Genomic DNA, 24,614 nt, shown 5'->3' on the forward strand with positions numbered 1-24,614 from the left:
GCCGGCCCGGCCCGAGCAGTGAAGCGGCCGGACGGTCCCCCTGCCCGCGGGGCCAGGGGAGGCGGCCGGTGCGCCCTTACAGGTCGGCGTCGTCGGGGTCGCCGATCTCCACTCCCACGACCCCGGGCACCTCGGGCAGCGGCCCCACCAGCGACTCGGCCGTGCCGCTCCCCGCGATGAGCAGGGAGAGCGCGATCACCGGGTCGGCGCCCGGTGCTGCCGTGCGGGCCGCGCGGACGCCGCGCACCGCGAAGCCGCGCTCGGTGGCCTCAGCCAGGATGCTGCGGAGCGCGCCCTGCCCGTCGAGGTAGCGGATCTCCAGCAGCGCCGCCCCGGGAGCCCCCCCGGGTGAAGCGGCGGGTGAGGGCGGGATAGGCGTAGGCAACCAGGAAGTGCGCGGCGGTGGCGGCGCCGGCCAGCAGCCAGAGGCCGGCCCCGGCGGCCGAGCCGACTGCTGCGGCCAGCCAGACCGTGGCGGCCGTGGTGAGGCCCCGGACCGCGTCGCCGCGGACGAAGATCAGCCCCGCGCCGATGAAGCCGACCCCGGAGGCGACCTGGGCCGCCACCCGCGCGGGGTCGAACGATGCTCCGTCCGCCGCGCCCAGGTCCATGTCGGCGAAGCCCCACTTGCCCAGCAGGACGAACAGGGCCGCGCCGACCCCCACCAGCGTGTGCGTGCGCAGCCCGGCCGACTTGTTGCGGAGCTGGCGCTCCCAGCCGATCAGCGAGCACAGCAGCAGCGCCGTACCGAGCGCGGCGAGCTGCGGCCACCCCTGGACGCTGAGGCCCGCCATCAGTCGCGGCGCACGCGCTTGGCTGCGCCGGTCAGGTTGAGGGCGGTGGTCACCAGCGGAACGTGGCTGAACGCCTGGGGGAAGTTGCCGACCTGCCGTCCGCTGCGGGTGTCCCACTCCTCGGCGAGGAGCCCCAGGTCGTTGCGGAGCCCGAGGAGCCGGTCGAACAGCTCGCGGGCCTCCTTCTCGCGGCCGATCGACTGCAGCGCGTTGGCCATCCAGAAGCTGCACGCGAGGAACGCGCCCTCGTCGCCCGGCAGCTGGTCGGCGGTGTCGTCGCGGTCGGTGCGGTAGCGCAGCACGAACCCGTCCACCATGAGGTCCTCGCGGATCGCCTCGATGGTGCCGACCACCCGCGGGTCGTCGTAGGGGAGGAAGCCGACCTCGGGGATGAGCAGCAGCGCCGCGTCCAGCTCGGTGCCGCCGTAGTACTGGGTGAAGGTGTTGCGGCGGGCGTCGAAGCCGTACTCGCACACCTCGGCGTGGATGGTGTCGCGCAGGTTGCGCCACCGCTCGATCGGCCCCTCCTCGCCGAACTCCTCGATGCCGCGCACCGCGCGGTCGGCCGCCACCCACGCCATCACCTTGGAGTGCACGAAGTGCTGGCGCGGGCCGCGCACCTCCCACAGGCCCTCGTCCGGCTCGTCCCAGCACCACTCCAGGAAGTTGACCAGCGACCGCTGCATGCCCCAGACGTGGTCGCCGCCCTCCAGACCGCACCGGCGCGCCAGGTCGAGGACGTCCATCACCTCGCCGTACACGTCGAGCTGGTACTGGTGGACCGCCGCGTTGCCGACCCGCACCGGGCGCGAACCCTCGTAGCCGGGCAGCCAGTCGGCCTCCCATTCCGACAGCCGCCGCTCGCCGCGCACGCCGTACATGATCTGCATGTGCTGCGGCTCGCCCGCCACCGCCCGCACCAGCCACTCGCGCCAGGCCTGCGCCTCGGCGGTGAAGCCGCTGCGGATCAGCGCCTCCAGGGTGATGGTGGCGTCGCGCAGCCAGCAGTACCGGTAGTCCCAGTTGCGCACGCCGCCCAGCTCCTCCGGCAGCGACGTGGTGGGTGAGGCGACGATGCCGCCGGTCGGCCGGTAGGTGAGCGCCTTGAGGGTGATCAGCGAGCGCACCACCGCTTCCCGGTACTCGCCCTCGTAGCTGCAGTCCTCCACCCAGCGCCGCCAGAAGCGCTCGGTGCGCGACAGCGACTTCTCGGCGTCGAGGTGGTCGGACTCCTCGGTGTGCGAGGGGTGCCAGGTCATCACGAACTGCACGCGCTGGCCCGCGTTGACCGTGAACTCCGCATCGTGCATGAAGTTGTGGCCGTTCAGCGGCACCGTGGTGCTTAGCCAGACCGAGTCGGGGCCGGCCACGGCCACCAGTTCGGTGCCGGAGCGGCGCACCCACGGCACGACGTTGCCGTAGTCGAAGCGCAGCCGCAGCGCGGTCGACATGCGCACGGTGCCGCTGACGCCCTCGACGATGCGGACCAGGTGCGGGGTGCCGCCGCGCGGCGGCATGAAGTCGATGACCCGGACCGTGCCGTCCTCGGTGTCCCACTCGCTCTCCAGGACGAGCGTGTCGGGCCGGTAGCGGCGCCGGGTGGCCTCGGCCGGGCCGCTGGCGGGGCGCAGCCACCAGTTGCCGTTCTGCTCGCTGCCCAGCAGCGCCGTGAAGCAGGCGGGCGAGTCGAAATGCGGCAGGCACAGCCAGTCCACGGAGCCGTCGCGCCCCACGAGTGCTGCAGTCTGCATGTCGCCGATCAGCGCGTAGTCCTCGATCCGGCCGGGCACGCGGCTCACCCCCTGCGTCATCAAGATCACTTTCCCGGGTGGGTACCGTATCCAACTCCGCGGAGGTCCCCGGACGACTCGGTGGAGGCGCCGCCTCCGATCGCGGGGTTGCCGCCCGAGCCCTGCAGGGCACCTGCTGCGCGGGTGCCTCCGGCTGCGTTCCCGCGCGCCGCCGGGGGGTGCCCCGGGCCTGGCGCGCGGCCCGCACGGCGGCCTCCTCGAAAGGCCGCCTCCTCGTGGGCCGGCGCTGCTGCGGCGCCCCTCGGTCATGCCGGGCGCCGCCCCGAACCCTATCCGCGGGGGCGCCCGCGGGGAACGCAGCGGCCGCGGAGGGCGGTTGCATTCCGGTCACCCCGCCGGGCCGCGGACGGGCGGCGCGGTGCCGCGCAGAGCTGGCCCGGGCCGGGCGCCGCGGGTGCGCTATAGTGGCCCGGCCCCGCGGCCGGACGCGGCGCGGAACGGGCGCGAGCGGGGAGAGCGGCACCGATGGCGGGCGACAGACGGATCAACGGGCGCCTTCTGGCCCGGCTGATCGGCGACGGCGCCCAGGGGCGCCCCTACTACCTGGCGATGGCGCGCGCCATCGGGTCCCTCGTGCTCGACGGCCGCGTGCCCACGTACACCCGGCTGCCAGCCGAGCGCGACCTCGCCGAGGCGCTCGGCGTCAGCCGCACCACCGTCAGCGCCGCCTACACCTGGCTGCGGGAGCAGGGCTACCTGGACAGCCGCCAGGGCGCCGGCAGCTGGACCGTGCTGCCGGGAACCGGCGCGGAGGCGGCAGCCGAGCCCGGCGCGCCGGCCTCGGCCGGCACCGGAGCGGGCGGCCTCAGCGGGTTCGGCGGTGCCTCCCCGCCCGCCGTCGAGGGCCTGCAGGCCGCGGCCCGGCTCGCCGTCGAGCAGCTCGCCGCGCACGTCGGCCGGCCCGGCTACAGCCCGCACGGCCTGCCCGAGCTGCGGCACGCCATCGCCCGCCGCTACGTCGAGCGGGGCCTTGCCACCACCCCCGAGCAGATCCTGGTGACCAACGGCGCCCAGCACGCCTTCACCCTGCTCACCGCCCTGCTCCTGGAGCCGGGCGACGCGCTGCTGATGGAGAGCCCCGGGTCGCCGCACGCGCTGGAGTGCGCACGCGCGGCGGGGCTGCGCATCCACACCGCCGGTGTTGCCGGCGACGGCTGGGACCCCGGACCGGCCCGCGGTGCCCTGCGCCGCACCCGGCCGCGCGCCGCGCTGTTCACCCCGGACTTCCAGAACCCCACCGGCGCGCTGATGGACGACGACGAGCGGGCCGCGCTGGCCGCCGAGGCGCGCGCCGCCGGCACGCTGCTCATCGTGGACGAGAGCGCCGCCGAGCTGGCCATCGACTCCGGCGACCAGCCCGCGCCGGCCGCCGTGCACGACACCGACGGGCGCGTGTTCAGCGTCGGCTCGGCCTCAAAGCTCCTCTGGGGCGGCCTGCGAGTGGGCTGGGTGCGCACCACACCGCCGATGGTGGAGCGGCTCGCCGCAGTGCGCCGCCGCACCGACCTCGGCGGCGGCCTCATCGACCAGCTCACCGTCACCCGGCTGCTCGCCGACGTCACCCGCATCCGCGCCGAGCGCAGCACTGCGCTGCGCCGCGGCCGCGACGCCCTGGTGGCCGCGCTGCGCGCCCGGCTGCCCGAGTGGCGCTTCACCACACCCAGCGGCGGCCCGGTGCTGTGGGCCGCGCTCCCCGAACCGGTCGCCGGGCGGCTCGCTGAGGCGGCACTGCGGCACGGCGCCGACATAGCCCCCGGGCCGGCCTTCGGCGACGCGCCGCCACTGGAGCACCACGTCCGCATCGCCTACACCCGCCCTGCCGAGGACTACCGCGCCCTGGTCGGCCGGCTCGCCGACGCCTACGCTGAAGCGCGCGCCCTGCCGGCGCCGCCGCACGGCCGCCTCTACCTCTGACGTGCCGCCGCAGGCCGCGCGGCCCCGCGGAAAGCGCGTCCGGGCCGGGTTCTGGCCGCGCACCCTCCGGCGGAAGACGTGTCCGCATCGCCGGCAGCCGCCCGGGGCCCGGGGCGGACGGTTCGCCGCCAATGCCCACGTGCGCGCTCTGCTGAGCCGCGCTCCCGCTGCGCCGCTGACCCGCCCGCAGGCCGCGTCCGGGTGCCGGCCGCGGCCGCGCGGCTGCTCCGCCGGTGACCCGGTGCCGTCCGCCGACCGTGCGCCGGATCGCCCCGGACCGCCCGCGGGACAGGGCTTCCCGTCCTTGCCGTACCCGCGCCGGCCGTGATCGGATGACAGGCACCCCGGGGGTGACCTGCATCACGCAGGAGAGCGGGAGTGTGGGCATGGTTCAACGCGACGTCCTGGCAGAGCGTGCCGAAATCGAAGCCGAGATCGACGGACTGACCCTGGTGGACTGGCTGCGTACCGCAGCCGAGCGGGACGGCGGCCGGCCGGCCCTCTCCGACCGCGTCGGCGAAGGCGACGCCGCCCACTGGTCCACCCGCACGTGGGCCGAGTACCGGGCGGCGGCGCTGGACACCGCGGCCGCCTTCGTCGGCGCCGGGGTCGCGCCCGGCGACGTGGTCGCCCTGATGATGTCCAACCGCTCCGAGCACGTCCTCGCCGACACCGGGGCCGTGCACGCCGGAGCGGTGCCGCTGACGGTCTACGCCACCTTCGCCCCGGAGCAGGTCGCCTTCGTCGCCGAAGACTGCGCGGCCACCGTCGCCGTCCTCGAAGGCGCCGCCGAACTCGACCGCTGGTCCCGCGCCCTGGAGCGGCTCGACCGGCTGCACACCGTCGTCCTGCTCGATCCGGCGGCGGTCCCGGCCGCCCCCGGGGACGGGCGCCGCTACGTCTCCTGGGCCGAGTTCACCGCCGACGGCGCGCGCCGCAACGCCGCCGACCCGGCGCCCGTCCAGGCCCGGATGGACGCCGCGGCCCCGGAGGACCCGGCCGCCCTGCTCTACACCTCCGGCACCACCGGTGATCCCAAGGGCGTCGCCGAAACCCACCACCAGATCCTCTTCCAGGTCACCATCTCGCTGCGCGCCAACGCGACCCCCTACGGTGCGGCGGCGCTGTCCTATCTGCCGCTCGCCCACATCGCCGAGCGCGTACTGAGCCTCTATGCGCCGCTCGGCATCGCCGGCCACCTCTACTTCTGCCCGGAGCTCTCCCGGCTCGGCGAGTTCCTCCAGCTGGTCCGCCCGCACGGGCTGTTCGGCGTTCCGCGGGTGTGGGAGAAGCTCCAGGCGGGCCTGGAGGCGGCGCTCGCCGCCGCCCCCGAGGAGCAGCGCCGCGCCGTCGAGGCGGCCGCCGAAACCGCCCGCTCCTACCTGGCGCAGGGCCAGTACGGCCGCACCCCCGACGCCGAGCTCGCGCAGCGCTTCGCCGAGGCCGACGCCCGGGTCCTCGCCGGCCTGCGCGAACTCATCGGCCTCGACCGCGCCGTGTACTGCCTCACCGCAGCGGCGCCCATGCCGGAGGAGACGGTCCGCTTCTTCTCCGGCCTGGGCCTACTCGTGCGCGACCTGTACGGGATGACGGAGAACTGCGGCGCCGTCACCATGAACCGGCCCGGCGCCTACCGCTTCGGCAGCGTCGGTCCGGTGTCGGAGGGCATGGAGCTGCGGATCGCCGGCGACGGCGAGATCCTGGTGCGCGGACCGATCAACATCGGCCGCTACCACGGGCGAGCGGCGGCGGAGAGCCCGGTCGACGCCGACGGCTGGCTGCACACCGGCGACATCGGCCGGATCGACGACGACGGCTTCGTCTACGTCGTCGACCGCAAGAAGGAGCTCATCATCACCGTCGGCGGCGAGAACATCGCGCCGGCCGGCATCGAGGGCCGCCTCAAGGAGCATCCGCTCATCGGGCAGGCCCTCGCCTACGGCGACCGCCGCCCCTATCCGGTCGCGCTGCTGGCGCTGGACCCGGAGGTGGCGCCGGCCTGGGCGGCGGCCCGCGGTATCGACGCCGGAGACGGCGGCACCGCCGCACTCGCCGAGCACCCCGAGGTGCTGTCCGAGGTCGGCCGCGCCGTCGAGCGCGCCAACGCGGCCCTGGCGCGGGTCCAGCAGGTCAAGCGGTGGCGGCTGCTGCCCACCGAGTGGAGCGTGGAGGGCGAGGAGCTCACCCCGTCGCTGAAGCTCCGCCGCCGCGTCGTCCACGCCAAGTACGCCGAGGTGATCGAAGCGCTCTATGCCTGACCGCTCCTGACCGCGGGGCGGCGCGGCCCGGCGACGGCGCCCGGCGGCAAGCCCGCCGGCGGGCGCCGTCGCCGGCGCGGTGGCACTGCACCGGCCGCCGCCCGGCCGGGCAGGCCTGCCCGGCGGATGCCGGGGCCGCCCCGTCCTGCCGCGCGCCGGCGCGGCTACGCCTGTGCCGCAGCGCACCGCTGCGCGAAGCGGACCACCTCGCCCAGCGGCACCTCCCTGTCGGTCTCGTTGAAGACCTCGTGCCGCGCGCCGGGCAGGATGCGGGCGGCGACGTCCTCGCCCGCGAACGCCAGGATCCCCTCGGTGGTTCCGTCCAGCGGGACCAGGCGGTCGTCGGAGCCGTGCACCCACAGCAGCGGCAGTGCGCCGATCCGTCCCGCGGCGCGGATCCGCTCCAGCTCGGCCGCGATCGCCTCCAGCGTCGGCCGCTTGAACGCGCCGTGCCACACCAGCGGGTCCGCGGAGTAGGCCGCACCCACCGCCGGATCGCGGGAGAGTGTCGCCACGTCGATCGGGGCCTCCGGGATCTCCTCGTGCGCGAGCAGGGCGGGCACCGTGTCCCATCGGCCCAGCACCGGGCCGGACAGCGCCAGGCCGGCGAGCTCGCCGCCGTAGACCTGGGCGTAGCGCGCCGCGATCATGCCGCCCATCGAGTGCCCGACCAGTACCAGCGGCAGCGTCCGGTAGGCGGTGCGGGCCTGGGTGACGAGGCGGTGCACGTCCTCCACCACGCCCTCGAAGTCGTCGATGAGGACCCGCTCGCCGTCGGAGCGGCCGTGCCCGCGATGGTCCATCCCGTAAACGGCCGCGCCGGCGTCGCAGAGGTACTCCGCCACGTGCTCGTAGCGCCCGATGTGCTCGCCGTAGCCGTGCGCCAGGACCGCCAGCCAGGACGGCTCCGCGCCCTCGGGGGCCCACGCCTTCGCGTGCAGGCGCTGCGCGCCTCCCGGCCCGCCCGGCAGGCCCCATTCGCGTGACACGGTCATCTGCTCTCCTTCCAGTGCGTCCTCGGACGGTGCGCGGCCGGCCTGCCGCCTCCGGGCGCGGCCCCCGGATGCAGGCCGCCGCTGCGGCCATCCGACCCTAGCCTTCCGGCCCCGGCCCGCGGCATCCCCGCGCCCCTGGGCATCCGTCCGGCCGGGAGGCCCGGCCGGGGCTGCCCTTCGTGGCATCCGCCGAACCGGGGCGGCTGGAGCGCGGTGTCCCCGTGTCCGCCCACGAAGACCGCCGACGTCCCAGGAAACCGTCGGCGCCGTCTGCCATGCTGGGAAGGGAGGGACCGCCCTGCGGCAACCGGAGCCGGGGCGCCCGCCGCAACCAAGGGAGGTGGAGCCCGTGCTGGCCGACAGCTACGGACGCGTGGCCACGGACCTGAGGGTCTCCCTCACGGACCGCTGCAACCTGCGCTGCACCTACTGCATGCCTCCGGAGGGCCTCGAATGGCTCCCCAAGCCGGAGCTGCTCACCGACGACGAGATCCACCGGCTCATCCGCATCGGCGTCACCCGGCTCGGCATCGAGGAGGTCCGCTTCACCGGAGGTGAACCGCTGCTCCGCCGCGGCCTGCCCGGCATTGTCGCCGCCGCCACCGCCCTGGACCCGCGCCCCAGTACCGCGCTCACCACCAACGGCATCGGCCTGGCCCGGATGGCACCCGCGCTCGCCGAGGCCGGCCTGGACCGCGTCAACGTCTCCCTGGACACCCTGCGGCATGATGTCTTCGAGCAGCTCGCCCGCAGGCGCCGCCTCGACGACGTCCTGGCCGGAATGGCCGGCGCCGCCGCAGCGGGGCTCGCCCCGGTCAAGGTCAACGCCGTACTGATGCGCGGCGTGAACGACGGCGAAGCCCCCGACCTGCTCCGCTACTGCCTCGAACACGGCTACCGGCTGCGCTTCATCGAGCAGATGCCGCTGGACGCCCAGCACGGCTGGCGCCGCGACACCATGGTCACCGCCGACGAGATCCTCGACCGGCTCTCCGCCGAGTTCGACCTGGTGCCGGTCGGCCAGGACGCGCGGGGCAGTGCACCGGCCGAGCTGTTCACCGTCGACGGCGGCCCGGAGACGGTCGGCGTCATCGGCTCGGTCACCCGGCCGTTCTGCGGCTCCTGCGACCGGGTGCGGCTCACCGCCGACGGCCAGATCCGCAACTGCCTGTTCGCCCGCGAGGAATCCGACCTGCGACCGCTGCTGCGCGCCGGCGCGGACGACGACGCCATCGCCGACCGGTGGCGGGCCGCCGTCGCCGCCAAGCTCCCCGGCCACGGCATCGACGACCCTTCCTTCCTCCAGCCCGCCCGCCCGATGTCCGCCATCGGCGGCTGACCTCTGGGGAGCGCCCTCCGGCCCCGGGGGCCTGCCGGCGGCCGGGGGGCGGCCCCGGCCGCCCGGGTGCCGGGCGAGCGGCCGCCGCGCGGCGTTGCCGCCCATGGCGAAACAGCCCGGAGGCGGCCCGCAGGCGCGCCTTGCGCGCCTGCGCGTCTCCCGGGCTGCTTCCTGGAGACGCGAACGGGGCGCCCCTCCAGCAGACGGCCCCGCCCCTGCGGGCGGTTCCACCCGCTGCGTTCCATCCTCCGGACGCAGGCCTTTGCGCAGCACACCCCGCGCGCTCCGCCGTGCGTGCGGGGCTGAGCCCGGTGGTCCGCTTCTGTCCACCATGGCCGGTGCGCCTGCTGCGGCGGCGGTCGCGCATGGCGAGCGCCCCTCGGCTGGCCCAGACGGGAGGCCGCTCCCGCTCGCCGTGACCGTCCCGATGGTGCCGGTTCCCGTCTTCGCCGCGCGGCATCCAGGAGCGGCTTGCCCGCGGGGCGCGCGTCCCCGGAGGTACCGGCCCCGCCCTGCTGCGTGCGGCGCGCCAGCGGCCGGCCGGCAGAGCGTCCGGATCCAGCGGAAACCGGCCGGCCCGCCCCCGAGCCCGCCGATCTGGCCGAGCGCTGCCAGCCCGAACGGCTCTGGCTGAGCCCGGGCGGAGCCCTTCCGGCCGCACTGCGATGCGTGCCGCAGCTGTCCGCCACCTCCACCGGCGGGATGCGCCTGCCGCCGGCGGGGCTGATCCTCTTCGTGGCCGTCCCGGCCGCAACCGCGGTCCCGCTGGCACTGCGGTGACCAGCGGTTCCGGCAGGCCAGCGATGCCCGGCACGGGCCGCCCGCCGCGGCGGGGAGCGGAGACCGCCCCCGCCAGCTCCCGCTATGAGCAGCGGCCCGGTCCGCGCCAACACGCCGGTGCGGTGCTTCTCCGGGCTGAACTGCGTCGATACGGTCGTTGCGCACCAGCAGAGCAGGGCAATCAGGGGGAGGCCCGTGAGCGATACCGGCCGCAGTCCGGTCGTAGCGCCGCAGGGGCGCGGCGTGCCGGGGCCGGGCGCCATGGTGGCGCTGTGGGGGTGCGGGGGGTGCGCCGGCGTCGTCTGGCTCGGAGCGGCCGGCCTGCTGCTGCTCAGCCTCACCGTGCAGGACTCGCCCTACCGCGGAGCGGTCCAGGACACCGGGTCCGCATCCGGCCTCGCCGCCGACGTCACGGCCGCGCTCGAAGCCGACGGCGGCTCCGAGCTGCGCACCGCCGTCGGCTCCTTCCACCTGGTGTCCGACGGCCCGGATGCCGTGCGCGCCGTCACCACTGAGGAGACCCGCGCCACCGACGGCCTCCTGGAGCGCATCGCGCAGACGTGCACCGCCGTGCCCGCCCTGCGGCAGGTCTCCCTCGACGACACGGCCCGCGGCGGCTCCGTCTCCGGCCCGGTCGACGTCCCCTGCTGAGCAAGCGGTGCCGGACCGCACCGCTCTGCGCCGCGCGGCCCGCCGGCGCCGCCGGCCCCGCCTCCGGAGCGGACGCCCGCGAATCCGGGGAAACCGGCAGACTTCCTGACCCGGCGCCGGTTCACGAGTACAGTTCCGCCCAGAGGGGACGCAGCGGGACGCCGCTCGGGGTGCGGCCAGAGCGGGGGCGGTGCATGGTCGGGGGCGCACGGACAGCAGTACTCACCGCTGGGCCGGCCCCCGGTGCGCTGCCGCGCCAGCGCACCCCGTTCGTCGGGCGCACGGCCGAACTCGCCGCCGTCGCCGCGCTCCTGCAGCGCTCCCGGCTGGTCACCGTCCTCGGCCCGGGCGGCGTCGGCAAGACCCGCATCGCCGTGCAGGCCGCCGCTGCGGCCGCCGCGCGGTATCCGGGCGGTGCCTGCTTCGTCGACCTGTCGGCGCTGCGCGACCCCGAGCTGCTCGCCCACACGGTCGCCGAGGCGCTCGACCTGCCCGGCCAGGACGCCGGCAGCCAGCTCGACCTCCTGCTGGACTACGTCCGCGGCCGCTCCCTGCTGCTGGTGCTCGACACCTGCGAGCACCTCCGCGGCGCCTGCGCCCTGCTCGCCGAACTCGTCCTGGACTCCTCGCCCGGCACCACCGTGCTCGCCACGTCCCGGCGCGGCCTCGGAGCCCCCGGCGAGCAGCGGTACACCGTCCCGCCGCTGGCCGTGCCCCGGCCGGGGGACCCGCACGGCGGCCCAGCCGGCGGGGACGCGGTGCAGCTGTTCGAGCGGCGGGCCGCCGCCGCGGTACCGGGCTTCGCGCTCACCCCGGACAGCCGGCGCGACGCGGTCCGGCTCTGCCGCCGCCTCGACGGGATCCCGCTCGCCATCGAACTGGCCACCGTGCGGCTGCGGGTGCTGCCCCTGGCGCAGCTGGCCGACCGGATCGAGGAGGAGTTCCGCTGCTCCGGCGCCGCGGAACCGCCCGGCCAGCAGACGCTGCGCACCGGCATCGGCTGGACCTACGGCCTCTGCACGCCGCAGGAGCAGCTGCTCTGGCAGCGGCTGTCCGTCTTCTCGCACACCTTCGACGCAGCGGCCGCCGAGGAGGTCTGCGCGGGCGGGGAACTGGAGGAGTGGGAGGTCCTCGAAGCGCTCATCGGGCTGGTCGACAAGTCCGTGGTGCTGCGCGGCGGCGGCCGGTACCGCCTGCTGGACACCCTGCGCGAGTACGGCGCGGAGCGGCTCGCGGAAGCAGGCGGCCGGGCCGAGTACGCCGGCCGCCACCTGGACCGCCTCCTGCGCATGGCCGACCGGTTCGAGCGGCACTTCACCGACGACGGCCAGCTGCCGCGACTGCGCGCCCTCGCCGAGGAGCACGCCGGCATCCGCGAGGCCCTCGCCGCCGCGCTGTCCGCGCCCGGGCGCGTCCTGGACGCGGCCCGCCTCGCCTGCCGCCTGTGGGCGTACTGGCAGACGCGCGGCCGCCTCAAGGAGGGCCGGTACTGGCTCAGCCGGGTCCTCGACGCGCTCGGCGGAGAGCACGGCGCCCACGACGGGGCAGCCGTCGGCGGGCCGGGGGAGGGCGGCGCCCCTGCCCGCGGGCCGGCCGGCGGGCCGGGGCTGGGCGACGCGCGCGCCTGGTGCCTGGTGGTCCGCGCCCATCTCGCCACGTTCCAGGGGCTCCTGGGTGCCGCTGAAGAGGACCTGGAGCGCGCGCGGCCGCTGGTCGAGGCCTCCGGCGACGCGCTGCTGCACGCCCGCTACCACGTCCACCGCCACCAGGCGCTGGCCTTTCTCGGCCGCGGCGCGGATGCGGAGGACGCCTGCGCCGCGGCCGAGCGGGCCGCCGACACCGCCGGAGACGCCGCGGGCCAGGTCGGGATCCAGGTCCAGCACGCCTACCTGCTGTTCGTCCAGGGCCAGCTGGACGGGGCCGTGGAGCGCTGCGCAGCCGGGCTGGAGCGGCTCGGCGCCGGGTCGCGGGAGCACTGGCTGCGCAGCTACCTGCTGCTCATCACCAGCGCCGCGCTCCTGCTGAAAGGCGACCGCGAAGGCTGCCGGGCGGCGGGGTGCGAGGCGGTGCGGATGAAGCTCGCCCTCCACGACACGGCGGGTATCGCCTACGCCCTGGAGGTCCTCGCCTGGCTTGCAGTGGGGGAGCACCGCTACACGCGCGCCTGCTGGCTGGCCGGCGCGGCCGGCCCGCTGTGGGAGCGGTGCGGGACGCGCCTCGGCGGAGACGCGGCCGCAGAGGTGCTCCACCGGGAGGCGGCCGCGCAGGCCCGGGCCGCCCTGGGCGAAGGGCCGTACGCAGCAGCGCGGGCCGAGGGCATGCGCCATCCCGTCGAGCACGTCGTCGCTGCCGCGGTGGCGGATGCGGACCGGGTCGGCGGTGCCACCGCTTCCGGAGCCGGCGCCGCCGGCCGGGGGCGGCCCGCGGGCTGATCCCCCCGCGGGCCGGAAGCCCCCCGGGGGGCGCCGCGCCCCGAGCGGATGAGCAAGGTTGCCGGCTGCGGCCTGCGCGGCCGTGCACGGTGCTCGGGCGTCAGCCGGCCGGCGGGGCGTCGGCGGCGGGGGAGTGGAGGACAGAGAGGAACCGGACCAGCAGGGCGGCCCGGGCCCCGGGGGGCAGGGAGTCCAGGACGGTGTTGACGACCGCCATACCGGTGCCGCTGAGGCCGGACGGGTCGGCGCCCACCGCGGTGAGCAGCTCGGCGAAGCCGCGGTCGTCGAGGCCGTCCAGGTCGAGGCCTCCGAGGGCGGCAGCGATCCCCTCCGGCACCGGAGGGGATCGGCGGGCCGCGGCGGCGCCCTCGGCGATCGCGGTGAGCAGCTCGTCGGCGCCGGCCAGGGAGACTCCGGTCAGGGTCAGGTGCAGGTTGGCGGGGATCCCGGCGTAGGAGAGCTGCGGCTGCAGCGTCCAGCCGCGCCGTGCCGTCTCCTCCGCCAGCGCAAACACGTCGACCGGCACAGTTCCGGTCCCGTCCGACGCCACCGCCACCAGCGGTGCGTCCGGCTGCGCCAGCACTCGCAGGCCGGGGATCGCCGCCACGCCCTCGGTGACGCGGCGGGTCGCGGCCATCGCGTCGCGGGCCAGCCGCCGGTACCCGCCGGCGCCGAGCGCCTGCATCGTCGCCCATGCGCCCGCGAGCGGCCCGGCCCCCTTGCTGCTCTGCACGGTGGTGTTGATGACCGTGTACCCGGGCCAGTCGGCGCTGGCGTAGTAGGCGTGCCGCCGCAGCGCCGCATCGGCGAACAGCAGCACCGAGGCGCCCTTCGGCGTGTAGCCGTACTTGTGCAGGTCGCAGGAGAGCGAGGTGACACCGGGAACGGCGAGGTCGAACGGCGGCACGTCGGCGCCGTCCTCGCGCAGCCACGGCAGCACCCAGCCGCCCACGCACGCGTCGACGTGGCAGCAGATGCCGCGCTCGGCCGCCGCTCCTGCGATAGCGGCGACCGGGTCGACGACGCCGTGCGGGTAGGACGGCGCCGACGCCACCGCGAGCACGGTTTCGCCGGTCAGCGCGTGCGCCGCCGCGGCGGCGTCGGCGCGCAGCGTGACCGGGTCGACGGGGACCGTGTCCACGTCCAGGCCGAGGTAGTGCGCCGCCTTGCGGAAGGCCGGGTGGGCGCTGGCCGGGAGTGCGATCCGGCCGCGGGCGATGTCGGGGCGCGCGTCGCGGGCGGCCTTCACCGCCAGCATGATCGATTCGGTGCCGCCGCTGGTGAAGACGCCGGGGGTCGCCGCCGACCCGCCGAGCCGCTCGGCCACGGCCGCCACCACCCGGCGCTCCAGCGCCACCGTGCTGGGAAAAGCGGTCGGGTCCAGGCCGTTCACCTCGAGCATGCGCAGGTAGGCGCTGCGGGCGGCGTCGTGGACGGCGGGGTCGCCGGGGTCGTAGACGTAGGCGGCGACCCGGCCTCCGCGCACCGGGACGTCGGCGGCGGTGAGGCGGTCGAGCTCGGCGAGCAGGCCCGCGCTCGATCGGCCCTCTTCGGGCAGGGCCGCGGTGTGCGCGGAGCCGGGCGGCACGGACGGGGCCGGGGCGGATGCATCGTCGGGGGTCACGGGCGCTCCTGCGCGGTCGGGGCCGGGGGGACGGGGCCGGCGGCGCCAGGGCCGCCGGTGCGCCGCCGGTAGGCGGCGAGGGGGAGCAGGCTCAGCGCCAGCAGCGCGGCCGGCAGGAGGGCGAAGCCGGCGGTCAGCCCGGTCAGCGCGGCGGCGGTTTGGCCGAGTCCGGACTCCGCCGCGGCCTCGGCGCCCTGCCCGCCGGAGCGGTAGGCAGCGGCCGCAAGGACCGCGGAGAACAGGGCCGGGCCCAGCGCCATGGCGCCGGTCTCGGCGGTGGTCCAGACACCGGTGAAGGTGCCGGACTGCGCCTGGCCGCTCCGCTCGGCGTCGGCGAGGACGGTCTCCGGCAGCAGCGACAGCGGCAGGAGCTGCAAGCCGGCGTATCCCACGCCGGCCGCCGCGGTGAGGGCGTAGACCGCCGGCGCGGCGGCGGCCTGCAGCGCGGGGAAGAGCGCCGCAGCGGCCGCGGCCACCAGCAGCACCGCGGCCACGTAGCAGGTCTTCGCGCCGAAGCGGCGCGCTGCCGCCTGCCACACCGGCACCGCCGCCATGCTCGGTCCCACCACGCAGACGAAGAGCACCGAGGTGAGGGCATAGTCGCCGAGCCGGTAGGCGGCCGCGTACGGGGCGCCGGCCAGCAGGACCGCGACCGCCAGCGCCTGCAGCGCGAACGCGCCCACCAGGGCCGCGAAGGCGCGGTTGCCGCGGGCGGCGCGGAACGCCGCCGCGGGGCCGAGCGGACGCGCGCCCGGCCGGGCCCGGATCCACCGGGTGGAGTGCGCCGCGAAGGCCATCGCAGCGCCGATGACCAGGGCCACCGCCGCGCCCATCGCGGCGTGCCCGGCGCGGCCGCCGCCCGCTGCAGACACCACCGCAGGGGCGAGGCCGCCCGCCACGAGGATCCCGGCGGTGAGGAACACCACCCGCCACGCCATCGCCCGCGAGCGCTGGTCGGCGCGGTCCGAGATCTCTGCGGGCAGCGCCACATAGGGCACCTGGAACAGCGCGAACGCGCTTGCGGCGGCGAGGAAGGCGGCGGCCGACCAGAGCCCGCCGGGTGCTCCGCCGGCGGGGGCGGCGAACATCAGCGCGAACGGGACCGGCAGTGCCAGGGCGCCGGCGGTGAGCAGCCGGGTGCGGCGGCCGGTCCGCGCGGCCTCCCGATCGCTGAAGACGCCGACGACCGGGTTGAGGAGCACGTCCCAGGCCTTGGGGAGGACGAGCACCAGCCCGGCGGCCGCGGCCGGGACGCCCAGCACGTCGGTCAGGTAGAAGAGCAGCAGCAGGCCCGGCACCGCGGAGAACACGCCGGTGCCGACGGAGCCGGCGCCGTAGCCCAGCAGCTGCCTGCGGGTGAGGGCGGGCGCGTCGGCGCCCGGGAGCGGAGCACTCTGCGGAGGGGGCGGGGGCACGGGGGGCCTTCCGACGGGGGGAGGGGTGTGCTGGTTCAGGCTCCGGCCGGGTCCGCGGCGCTGATCCGGGTGCCGATCAGGGAGTGCAGGGTGGCCCGCATGCGCTCGACGGAGGAAGGGGGCGGCGGGCTCATCCGCTCGCCGTCGGCGTCGGGCAGTCCGCCCCGGACGAAGCCGTGTGTGGCCCACACGACCGTCCAGACGAGGTATTCGATGTCGATCTCCGCGGCGCGCGGCCCGAGCTCCTCGGTGACGGCGGCGGCGACCTCGCGCAGCATCGGCAGGACGTGGAGTCGCTCCAGGTGCGCGACGTCGGCGGCGTCGGAGAGCCAGCGGTGCATCCACAGCGCGGCGAACTCGGGGTGGGCGACGGTGAAGTCGAGGTAGGCGTCGATGAGGGCGCCGACCCCTCCGCCGGCGCGCATCTGTGCGATCGCCGCCTCCAGCACCTCGCGTTCGGTGCGCTGGGCGCGCTCCATCACGGCCAGGTAGAGGTCGCGCTTGGTGCCGGCGTAGTAGGCGAGCGTCGAGATGTTGACGCCCGCCGCGTCGGCGATCAGCCGGGTCGAGGCGCCGTCGTAGCCGAGCGCGGCGAACAACCGGGTAGCCGACGCGGAAATGCGGTCGGGCGCTGCCTCGGGAGGGGCGCTGGAATGGGTGGGGCATTCGGTCATCGGAACAACGTATGCCGTCGAAAGTAATGATTCAATCAATTGATGGAAAAATGAACACCTCCTGGATGTCCTGCGGTGCGCCCGCGCACCTGCCGCTGTCCGAGCCGCACGGAGGGCAGCGCCGCGACGGCCGCCGGCCCGCCCCCGGAAGGCTGCCGGAGCCCGGCGCCGATCGGCGGTGCCACTGGTTCGGCGCGCCGTTCGGGCGGCCGTGGACCGGGCCGGCTGCCTTTCCCGCTCCCGCGGCCCCGGCGCGATCCTCCGGGAAGCCGGCGGCTGATCCGCAGCCGCGGGCATGGCCGCGCCGCCCGCCGAGGCGGCGGGGCCGCTGGTGGTGACCGCCGGGGCGCTCGCAGCGCAGGGGCTCCGCACCGGAGCCGCCCGTGCTGTGCTCCCCGGCGGCCGCGCAGTCCCCGGCCGGTCCCCTGCCCCGCGGGGAGCCGGACCGGCCGGAGCGGGGGCGGAACACGCCCGCGCTCCGCGCGGACTGCGCCCGTTCCGCGCGCGGCGCCCGAGAGGGCTGCCCGCGGCCTTCACCGGGAGGGCCCTGCGCCGGCCGGCGCAGGACCCTCCGGGGGTCAGAACAGGTACAGGTAGGCGGTGAGGCAGAGCCCGGCGATCGCGATGACCCACGTGTAGGGCAGGGTCGACACCATCGCCCGCTCCGGGCGGACGCCGGCGTACTGCGCGCTCCACACGGTCTGGGTGCTGGTCGGGTCGGAGACGCCGAGGACCTGGCCGTAGGAGGCCATCAGGCCGACGACCGCGGAGGCCGGGTAGATGCCGCCGGCGGTGAGCACCCCGGCCACTCCGGCGCCCAGCCCGAAGATGTTCATCGGCCCCCGGTACAGGCTGAGCGGCGCCAGCAGCGCGAACACCAGCACGAACAGCCACGGGTTGGACGGGCTGATGGCCAGCACGACGGGGCTCAGCGCTTCCACGGCGCCGGGGAGGTTCACCGCGGCCAGCAGCATGCCGATCGCGATGAACAGCACGATCGGCGGCGCCGCCACGTCGAACGCCCGGTAGAGCGTCCGCAGCGCCGTCGCGGTCATCTCCCGCGGGGACACCGCCGTGGCTAGCGCGAACAGGACACCCGCGAGGAGCGCGGGCACGATGGGCACCTCCAGCCCCAGCGCCAGCACGATCGGCACCAGCGGGGTGGCCAGCGCGAACCACGGCGCATCGCCGCGCCGCTGCCGGCGCTCGCGGGCGCGCTGGCGCCGGCCGCCCGATCCGGAGCCCGCCGGCTCGGGCGCGTCGCCGCCGGAGGGGTCCACCCGGACGGCCCAGGTGTGGCGGACGCCCGCCCGGCGCATCTCGACCAGGATGTAGGCGAGGCCGCCGACGAGGGCGATCGGGAACAGGCGCAGCTGGAAGTGCTGGACGGTGGAGACCGGGACCCCGATGGCATCGGAGAGGAACTGCCAGTTGATGAGCTCCAGCGGAAGGCCGGCGGCGATGCCGACCAGGACGGTGCCCGCCGCGACGGTCGGGGTCACCCCCACCGCGATCATGGCGGGGATGCCGACCACGCCGGCGAGCATGGCCGCCGGCGCCGATCCGGTGATGCTGCCGCACAGGATCGCCACCAGGAAGATTCCCACGGCCACCACCGAGGGGCGCTCGCCGCCGAACTCCACGATCTTGCGCACCAGCGTGGCGGCGATGCCCGTCTCGGAGAGCAGCGTGCCCAGCCAGCTGCCGAGCAGGATGGCCACCATGGTCGCCGCGAGGGCGGGGGCGCCCTCCTGCACGACCGTGACCAGCACACTGCCCTCCTCGCCGGTGAGCGGGGCCCCGGCGATGAGCGCCACGGCCACGGAGAGCAGGACGAGGGCGAACGCGGTCGGCAGGCGGCGGGTCAGCATCAGGCCGACGCCCACCGCCATCGCCACCAGGATTCCCAAGGCGGTCATGGGGTGCCTCTCGAGGGGGGTTCGGCGCCGGGCGCGGCCGGCGCGGGGTCGGGATGGGCCAGGGCTGCGGCGATCGCCGCGGTCAGGGCGAGCGGGCTGCGGGTGAGCCCGCAGCGGGCTCCGGCGTAGGCGTGTGCGGCGATTTCGCCGGCGCCGGCCACATGGCCGCGCAGCCGGAGCGGCCCCAGCCGGACCAGGTCGTGGCCGAGCCGGCGGCGCAGCGTGCGCTGCCGCCCGGCGTGCAGCAGGCGGTGGGCCTCCTCGTGCGCCAGTGCCGCTGCGCGGATGGCGGCGGGCGGGTAGTCGGCGCGCCAGCCGGCCTCCGCGGCGACCCGGTGCGCGAAGTCCAGCGCGTCGCCGTATACCACGATCCGGTCGCCGCCGGCCCGGTTGAGGTACTCCGCCAGCAGGATCTCGCCGGCCGTGACGCCGCCCGTGGCGCGGTGCACCACCTGCGCCGCGGCGGCCGCCGCGGGCACCGGGTCCTGCGCGAGCCCGCGCCCGAACTCCACGGCCCGATCGGCCCAGCGGTGCACGGTCCCGGGCGGCTGGCCTGAGTGGAGCGGGATTCCGGCGAGCAGCGCGGCGCCGAGGGCGGCCTCGCTCTGCCCCTCGATCCGCGCATACGCCGCGCGCCGGGACGCGCCCGCATGGGCGGCGGCCGAGGACGCGGACCCGCCGTCCCCGCCGGCCCCTGGCCGGGACGCGCCGGCGGGGCCGCTTGCGGGGGTCACCGGCGCCGCTCCATGATCGCGACGACCGCTTCGTCGGGGGAGCGCCGGGCGATCTCGGTGGACGCCAGCGCCAGCAGGTGGCCGGAGTCCACCACTCCGGACAGGTCGACGATCTTGGGGCCGAGCAGCAGCCAGACCGCGGGCGGCACAGCGCCGCCGTCGCCGTAGGTGGTGCGTTCCGCCACCATGTCCTTGAGGCGCCCCTCGGCCTGGCCGGCGACGAGGGTGTCCACTTCGGCGTCGCGGTGGTGCAGCCGCACGACGCCCTCCGCGTCGACGACCCGGACGCGCCGGCGGGGGCGGGACAGCCGGCGCAGCGGGCCGGTGGGGGAGCGGACCGCCCCCAGCACGCGGTACTGGCCGTTGTCGGCGTACTCCTCCAGCTCGTCGGGGCGCAGCCCGAGCCCCGCCGCCGCGGCGGCGCGGGCCCCGGCACCGTCCACCGCGGCGGTACGGTCCCTGGTCCGCAGCTCGGTGGAGCCGGTCGCGACCGCGGTGACGAGGTTGCGCTGGGGGTCGACCGCGACGTCCACCTCGACCCCGTCCGGGGCGGCGCCCTGGGCGACCACGGCCTGCTCGGCCTCGGTGCGTACGGCGAGGACGTCGGCGTGGGTGGCGCCGGGGATGATCCGCTCCACCGACTCGCGGACCATGGCCAGGGCCACCCCGAGCGGGCTAATGACCTCGCTGTGCGCGGCGATGCGGGAGGAGAGGCCCAAGCGCCGGCCCAGGTGCGGCGTGACGGTCGCCGCGCCGCCGCCTCCGCCGACCAGCTCGGCGGTGGAGCGGTCCAGCCGGTAGCCCTCGGCGAGGTCCTCCACGACCTCGGCCACCCGGTCGGTCGCGCGGTCCAGGACGGTGCGCGCGGCCTCCTCCACGGACGTGCCCAGAGCGCGGGCCAGGGGTTCCAGCGCCAGCCGGGCCGACCGGGGGGCGGCGCGGGCGTAGTCGCCGTCCGGTACGCGGCCGAGCGCGTTGGCGGCGCAGGTCACCGTGAGCGCGAAGCGCCCGCCGGCGGCGTCGAGCACGGCGTGGTCGCCGGTGTCGGAGTCCAGCGGGGCGGCCGCGGCCAGCACGGCTCCGTCCAGCTCGGCCGGGTCGGCGAAGCAGGCGTAGGGCAGCCCGGCGATGTGGGCGCTGCGCGGCCCCACGCCGGTGACGCGAGCGGCGCCGTCGCCGGTACCGCCGCCGATCCGTACAACGGAACCCCCGCCGATGCCGACGGTGCGCACGTCCAGCGCGGACAGGTAGGTCTCCTTGCCGCCGAGTTCGGCGTGCTTGATCTGGACGTGGCCGCGCCGGATCACGCTGATGTCGGTGGAGGTGCCGCCGGTCTCCAGGAAGACGCCTTCGCTGACCTTCTCGCTCATCAGGGCGCCGGCGACGCCCGCCGCGGGCCCGGAGAGCACGGTCAGCAGCGGGCGGTGGCGCATCTCCGGCAGCGACATCACTCCGCCGTCGCAGCGCATGACCATCAGCGGGGCGCTGATCCCGGCCTTGGCGATGCTGCGCTCCACCAGGTCGGCCGTCTGCAGCATCCGCGGCATGACCCCGGCGTTGAGCGCGGCGGTGCGGGCGCGCCGGGTGAGTCCGTACAGGCTGGTGATCTCGTGGGTCGCGGTGGCCGGGACCCGGCGGGCGGCGGCGGCCTCCAGCACCGCGCGCTCGCCGCCGGGGTCGTCGACGCTGAACGGCTCCACGGCGACCACGACCTCGGCGCCTTCGCTGACGACGGCATCGACGGCGGCCCGCGCCGCCTGCGGCCCGGCAGGGCTGCCCAGCGCCGCGTAGCGGACCGGGAGCCGGTGCCCGGAGTCCAGGCGCAGGCGGCCCAGCGACCGGAGGCCGCGCACGGCGAGCTTGTCGATGCCCGACCCGACGCCGACGATGCCGATGGTGGCCACGTCGCCCTCGAGCAGGGCGTTGGTGGCCTGGGTGGTGCCGTGGGCGAGGAAGCCGACGCTTTCCGCAGCGACGCCCACCTCGGTGAGCAGGCGGTCGAGGGCGGCCATGATGCCGTGGGCGACCCCGTCCTCGTGGTGGTGGCTGGTGGGGACTTTGACCTGCCCCAGCAGCGCGAAGGTGGCGGCGTCGACCGCCACGGCGTCGGTGAAGGTGCCGCCGACGTCGACGCCGACGCGGATCCGAGGTTCGCCGAGCGGATCGCCCATGGCGCGCCCCTTTCCTTGGGGTTGGGAGGAAGCGGGTGAACGGCGGGGTGGATGCGCAGCAGCGCGGAAGGCGGGGCGGACGCCGGGCCGGTCGGACTCAGTAGCCCTGGACGGCCGGCCAGTGCCGTTCGACGCCGGTGCGGTCCAGCAGCGCGGTGAAGCGCTCCAGTAGGTCGCCCTTGGCGTGCACGGCGTGCGGGGTGGTGGCGTTGTCCAGCGCGAACGCCGCGAGGCGCCCGGCGGCCTCGCCGATGTTCCACTCGACCGGGTGCAGCCGGAAGCAGCCGTTGGTGATGTGGGTGGTGCCGATGTTCTTCGCCGCCGGGAGCAGGTTGGTCTCCGCCGCGGGCAGCAGGGCGCCGAGCGGGATTTCGAACGGCACGCTGGCGATGTCGATGTAGTTGTCGCCGCCGGTGGAGGGGTGCAGGTCGATCCGGTAGCTGCCGATGCCCACGGAGTCGTGCCGCCGGACGATGCCGCGCGGGCCGAGCAGCTCCATCGACACGTCGTGCTCGGTGACGGTGGTGACCGCCCTGATGCGGCGCGACTCGCGGACATAGGCCGCCTTCGCCAGGCCCTGCTCGCCGCCGGTGACGTCCGGGCGCGGCCGCAGGCCGGGAAACCCGGTCCCGCCGTCCGGGCGCGGGGCCTCGGTCTGCAGCCAGTAGAGGACCGACAGCGACAGCTGGCGCGCCTCGTGGTGGGCCCGCGCCACATCGGCGGCGCCGGTGCGGCCCTCGATCTCCAGGGCCGGGGTGAGCCAGTAGTCGTTCAGCGGCCAGTTGGCCAGTGTGATGTCGGAGTCGAAGAACCCCGGCCGGTGCAGGTTGCGCGCGAGGATGCGGCGGAAGCCCCACAGCTCCTTGTCGCCGGCGTCTGCGCTCTGGTCGGCGCCGACGTCCAGCGGGTCGCCCTCGGGGTTGGGCACGAAGGTCCGGGAGACCGGTTCGAGCGACCGCGGGTCGGGCGCGCTGAACCCGATGAGCGGCCCCGGCCAGAAGCCGGGCCGGTAGGAGCGCCAGAAGTCGTACATCTGCGGCCGCTCGACGGTGTGGTCCTCGCCCTCGTGGTGCGAGACGGCGAAGCAGTAGGTGATGCCCTGCAGGTTGGCCGGGTCGGCTTCCTCGGGCGCGTGCGGCTCGCCGTGCTCGCTGCGGGCTTCGGCGCCGGTGGCGAAACCGGTCCCGGTCAGCGGCAGCAGGTCGCCGTTCTCGGTGGCATCCAGCACGTACTCGGCCTGCACTGCGTGCTCGCGGCCCTCGGCGTCGCGTAGCACCACCGCCGCGACACGGCCGCCGCTGGTCTCGGCGCGTACCGGGGCGTGCTCGGTGAGCAGGGTGATCCGCCCGGCGGCGCGGTGCGGCGCGAGCATCTCCTCCAGGACCGCCAGCGCGACCCGCGGCTCGTGGCAGAGCTTGCTGACCCGGCCCGCCCCGGGGTTGAGGCCGGTGCGGGCCGCGGCCTCGCCGCGCATCGGGTAGACGCGCCGGTAGTGGTCCCGGATACCGTCGCGCAGGCGCCGGTAGGACGCGGTGCAGCCGAACTTCTCGATCCAGGGGTTCTCGTCCGGCGGGACGGCCTGGGAGGTGAGCTGACCGCCGATCCAGTCGGTCTCCTCGGTCAGCACGACGCGGCGGCCGGAGTCGGCGGCGGCCAGTGCGGCGGCCACTCCGCCCAGCCCTGCGCCCACGACGAGGATTTCGGCTGCGGTTGTAGTCATAGTGCGCATCGGACGGTCCCGGAGCGAACCGGGAGCGGCCTTTCCCTTCGTGACGGTGCTTCGGTAGCGGGTGCGGGCGGACGGAGCGCGGAGCTACCGGTGCCCGGCGGAGTGCTCAGGCGGTGCAGGGGCGGCGATGGTGCCGCCGGAGACGGGGTCGCAGCGCAGCAGGTGGCGCACCGGTCCGGGATGCGCGCTGTTGGCGATCAGTGCCAGGAGCAGCCGTACGGCGGCGCGCCCCATGGCGCGCATGGGCACGTCGAACCCGCTGAAGGCGGCGCCGCCCCCGGGCGCACTGCCGCGCGTCCCGGTCGGGGCGCCCAGCACGGCGAGCGAGAGGTCGCGGGGGCAGCGCAGCCCGGCCCGCTCGACCGCGGAGCCCAGCCCGGACAGCGCCGCGCCGGTGTCGGTCTGCTCGACGACCACCGCGGTGACCCCGGCCGCGCGCCACCGGGCCAGCAGAGCGTCGGTGTCGGTGCGGCCGTCGGAGCGCACGACCAGGTTCTCGACGGGGATCTGCGCGGCGCGGGCGCCGCGCAGCACCCCCTCCTCGCGGTCGGTCGAGGACGGGGCTTCGTCGTTCTCGCGCAGATAGCGGATGGTGCGGTGGCCGGCTGCGGCGAGCCGCGCGACGACGTCGGCCGACGCGGACACGTAGTCGGCGCCCACGTAGGGGATGTCCGGCTCGTCGCGGCGGCCGATGTAGACGAAGGGGAAGCCGTCCTCGAGGAGGCGGCGGACGGGGGCCGCCGGGACGTGGCGCCCGAAGAAGAGGCAGCCGTCGGCGACGCGGACGCGCCGCAGGGCCGCGTCGGCACTGCTCTGCAGTCCGGGCGCCGAGGAGCCGGTGAACAGCAGCAGGTCGCGCCCCTGGGCTGCGGCCTCCTCCTCGACCCCGGCCAGGATCGGGTAGTAGGAGTGCGCAACCTCGGTCGGGAAGGCGGCGCTGAACGTGTAGAGGCCGATCAGCGCATTGCCCGCGGAGGCGAGGCGGGTGGCCACCGGGTCGGGGACGTAGCCCAGCTGCTCGGCGGCCTCCAGGACGCGGTGCCGGGTCTCGCGCGCCAGGGAGTTGCCGACCGCGGTCTGGCGGAGGACGAGCGAGACCGTCGTCTGCGAGACGCCGGCGATGCGGGCGATATCGGACTGCCGGGGGCGGCGCCGCCCCCGGCCGGCGGGCGCACCGGGGGTGCCGGTCGGTTCACTCATCCACTGCCTCTCACCGCTGATCCGGCCGATGCCGGTCTTCTAATGCGCATTAGGAACTGACTGTGATCCGCGTCTCCCGGAGGTGTCAAGACGGGTGGACCGGAAAACCGCGAGATGGCGGCAGGGTTTCGTTAATACGTATTAGAACCTTGCAGGGCGCGTCGGAGCAGTTGA

The 24,614-nt window shown here is 76.1% G+C and carries 17 protein-coding genes; 5 read left to right on the top strand and 12 right to left on the bottom strand.

The features are described from left to right. Positions 1 to 76: 76 nt before the first annotated feature. From ACYVGT_RS00740 to ACYVGT_RS00750, 3 genes are read right to left on the bottom strand one after another with little or no spacing between them, the layout of a single operon-like run. Positions 77 to 247, bottom strand: coding sequence for a hypothetical protein (locus tag ACYVGT_RS00740; RefSeq protein WP_460854357.1), 171 nt, complete (start codon positions 245 to 247; stop codon positions 77 to 79). A 22-nt stretch (positions 248 to 269) separates the two neighbouring features. Continuing rightward, the gene (locus ACYVGT_RS00745; protein WP_460854358.1) at positions 270 to 794 is read right to left on the bottom strand and encodes an MgtC/SapB family protein; all 525 of its coding nucleotides are present in this window, start codon (positions 792 to 794) and stop codon (positions 270 to 272) included. Beyond that, positions 794 to 2,605, bottom strand: coding sequence for a glycoside hydrolase family 15 protein (locus ACYVGT_RS00750; protein ID WP_460854359.1), 1,812 nt, complete (start codon positions 2,603 to 2,605; stop codon positions 794 to 796). Before ACYVGT_RS00750 ends, ACYVGT_RS00745 begins: the two co-directional genes overlap by 1 nt. A gap of 465 nt (positions 2,606 to 3,070) precedes the next feature. Between ACYVGT_RS00750 and yczR the strand changes: the two genes are divergently transcribed. After that, positions 3,071 to 4,519 (top strand): MocR-like transcription factor YczR, encoded by a 1,449-nt coding sequence (yczR, locus tag ACYVGT_RS00755; RefSeq protein ID WP_460854360.1) that lies wholly within the window; start codon positions 3,071 to 3,073, stop codon positions 4,517 to 4,519. A gap of 386 nt (positions 4,520 to 4,905) precedes the next feature. Then, entirely contained in the window at positions 4,906 to 6,777 is a 1,872-nt protein-coding gene (locus ACYVGT_RS00760) for an AMP-dependent synthetase/ligase (RefSeq protein WP_460854361.1), read from the top strand. 164 nt (positions 6,778 to 6,941) lie between these two features. Here the strand turns inward: ACYVGT_RS00760 and ACYVGT_RS00765 are convergent, their stop codons facing one another. After that, the gene (locus tag ACYVGT_RS00765; RefSeq protein ID WP_460854362.1) at positions 6,942 to 7,772 is read right to left on the bottom strand and encodes a lysophospholipase; all 831 of its coding nucleotides are present in this window, start codon (positions 7,770 to 7,772) and stop codon (positions 6,942 to 6,944) included. Positions 7,773 to 8,121: 349 nt separating this feature from the next. On the opposite strand from ACYVGT_RS00765, the gene moaA reads away from it, so the two are divergent. The 3 genes from moaA (at position 8,122) to ACYVGT_RS00780 (ending at position 12,974) form a co-directional block, all read left to right on the top strand. After that, positions 8,122 to 9,111 (top strand): GTP 3',8-cyclase MoaA, encoded by a 990-nt coding sequence (moaA, locus tag ACYVGT_RS00770; protein ID WP_460854363.1) that lies wholly within the window; start codon positions 8,122 to 8,124, stop codon positions 9,109 to 9,111. Positions 9,112 to 10,086: 975 nt separating this feature from the next. Next, positions 10,087 to 10,542, top strand: a complete 456-nt coding sequence (locus ACYVGT_RS00775) for a hypothetical protein (protein WP_460854364.1) — start codon at positions 10,087 to 10,089, stop codon at positions 10,540 to 10,542. A gap of 194 nt (positions 10,543 to 10,736) precedes the next feature. After that, positions 10,737 to 12,974, top strand: coding sequence for an ATP-binding protein (locus ACYVGT_RS00780; protein ID WP_460854365.1), 2,238 nt, complete (start codon positions 10,737 to 10,739; stop codon positions 12,972 to 12,974). 100 nt (positions 12,975 to 13,074) lie between these two features. On the opposite strand, the gene ACYVGT_RS00785 is transcribed toward ACYVGT_RS00780, so the two are convergent. The 8 genes from ACYVGT_RS00785 to ACYVGT_RS00820 all read right to left on the bottom strand — a co-directional run bounded on the left by ACYVGT_RS00785 (position 13,075) and on the right by ACYVGT_RS00820 (position 24,440). After that, positions 13,075 to 14,562, bottom strand: a complete 1,488-nt coding sequence (locus tag ACYVGT_RS00785) for a pyridoxal phosphate-dependent decarboxylase family protein (protein ID WP_460854619.1) — start codon at positions 14,560 to 14,562, stop codon at positions 13,075 to 13,077. A 32-nt stretch (positions 14,563 to 14,594) separates the two neighbouring features. After that, positions 14,595 to 16,013 (bottom strand): MFS transporter, encoded by a 1,419-nt coding sequence (locus ACYVGT_RS00790; protein WP_460854366.1) that lies wholly within the window; start codon positions 16,011 to 16,013, stop codon positions 14,595 to 14,597. Positions 16,014 to 16,048: 35 nt separating this feature from the next. After that, complete coding sequence (locus tag ACYVGT_RS00795) at positions 16,049 to 16,687, bottom strand: TetR/AcrR family transcriptional regulator (RefSeq protein ID WP_460854367.1); 639 nt, start codon at positions 16,685 to 16,687, stop codon at positions 16,049 to 16,051. A 578-nt stretch (positions 16,688 to 17,265) separates the two neighbouring features. Beyond that, positions 17,266 to 18,606 carry a transporter gene (locus tag ACYVGT_RS00800; RefSeq protein WP_460854368.1) on the bottom strand — a complete coding sequence of 447 codons (1,341 nt, stop codon included), beginning with the start codon at positions 18,604 to 18,606 and terminating at the stop codon, positions 17,266 to 17,268. Further along, positions 18,603 to 19,340 (bottom strand): hypothetical protein, encoded by a 738-nt coding sequence (locus ACYVGT_RS00805; RefSeq protein ID WP_460854369.1) that lies wholly within the window; start codon positions 19,338 to 19,340, stop codon positions 18,603 to 18,605. Before ACYVGT_RS00805 ends, ACYVGT_RS00800 begins: the two co-directional genes overlap by 4 nt. After that, entirely contained in the window at positions 19,337 to 21,511 is a 2,175-nt protein-coding gene (locus ACYVGT_RS00810; RefSeq protein ID WP_460854370.1) for a hydantoinase/oxoprolinase family protein, read from the bottom strand. The genes ACYVGT_RS00805 and ACYVGT_RS00810 overlap by 4 nt, the downstream gene beginning before the upstream one ends. A gap of 97 nt (positions 21,512 to 21,608) precedes the next feature. After that, positions 21,609 to 23,231 (bottom strand): FAD-dependent oxidoreductase, encoded by a 1,623-nt coding sequence (locus tag ACYVGT_RS00815; RefSeq protein ID WP_460854371.1) that lies wholly within the window; start codon positions 23,229 to 23,231, stop codon positions 21,609 to 21,611. A gap of 93 nt (positions 23,232 to 23,324) precedes the next feature. After that, the gene (locus ACYVGT_RS00820) at positions 23,325 to 24,440 is read right to left on the bottom strand and encodes a LacI family DNA-binding transcriptional regulator (RefSeq protein WP_460854372.1); all 1,116 of its coding nucleotides are present in this window, start codon (positions 24,438 to 24,440) and stop codon (positions 23,325 to 23,327) included. Positions 24,441 to 24,614: the final 174 nt, after the last annotated feature.

Source organism: Nocardiopsis coralliicola (genome assembly GCF_054779695.1).

What these genes read in the sequence shown, in the direction of transcription:
- ACYVGT_RS00745 (WP_460854358.1), bottom strand. Translation starts at nt 794, where the DNA reads ATGGCGGGCCTCAGCGTCCAGGGGTGGCCGCAGCTCGCCGCGCTCGGT.
- ACYVGT_RS00750 (WP_460854359.1), bottom strand. Translation starts at nt 2,605, where the DNA reads ATGACGCAGGGGGTGAGCCGCGTGCCCGGCCGGATCGAGGACTACGCG.
- yczR (WP_460854360.1), top strand. Translation starts at nt 3,071, where the DNA reads ATGGCGGGCGACAGACGGATCAACGGGCGCCTTCTGGCCCGGCTGATC.
- ACYVGT_RS00760 (WP_460854361.1), top strand. Translation starts at nt 4,906, where the DNA reads ATGGTTCAACGCGACGTCCTGGCAGAGCGTGCCGAAATCGAAGCCGAG.
- ACYVGT_RS00765 (WP_460854362.1), bottom strand. Translation starts at nt 7,772, where the DNA reads ATGACCGTGTCACGCGAATGGGGCCTGCCGGGCGGGCCGGGAGGCGCG.
- ACYVGT_RS00780 (WP_460854365.1), top strand. Translation starts at nt 10,737, where the DNA reads ATGGTCGGGGGCGCACGGACAGCAGTACTCACCGCTGGGCCGGCCCCC.
- ACYVGT_RS00795 (WP_460854367.1), bottom strand. Translation starts at nt 16,687, where the DNA reads ATGACCGAATGCCCCACCCATTCCAGCGCCCCTCCCGAGGCAGCGCCC.
- ACYVGT_RS00800 (WP_460854368.1), bottom strand. Translation starts at nt 18,606, where the DNA reads ATGACCGCCTTGGGAATCCTGGTGGCGATGGCGGTGGGCGTCGGCCTG.
- ACYVGT_RS00810 (WP_460854370.1), bottom strand. Translation starts at nt 21,511, where the DNA reads ATGGGCGATCCGCTCGGCGAACCTCGGATCCGCGTCGGCGTCGACGTC.
- ACYVGT_RS00815 (WP_460854371.1), bottom strand. Translation starts at nt 23,231, where the DNA reads ATGACTACAACCGCAGCCGAAATCCTCGTCGTGGGCGCAGGGCTGGGC.
- ACYVGT_RS00820 (WP_460854372.1), bottom strand. Translation starts at nt 24,440, where the DNA reads ATGAGTGAACCGACCGGCACCCCCGGTGCGCCCGCCGGCCGGGGGCGG.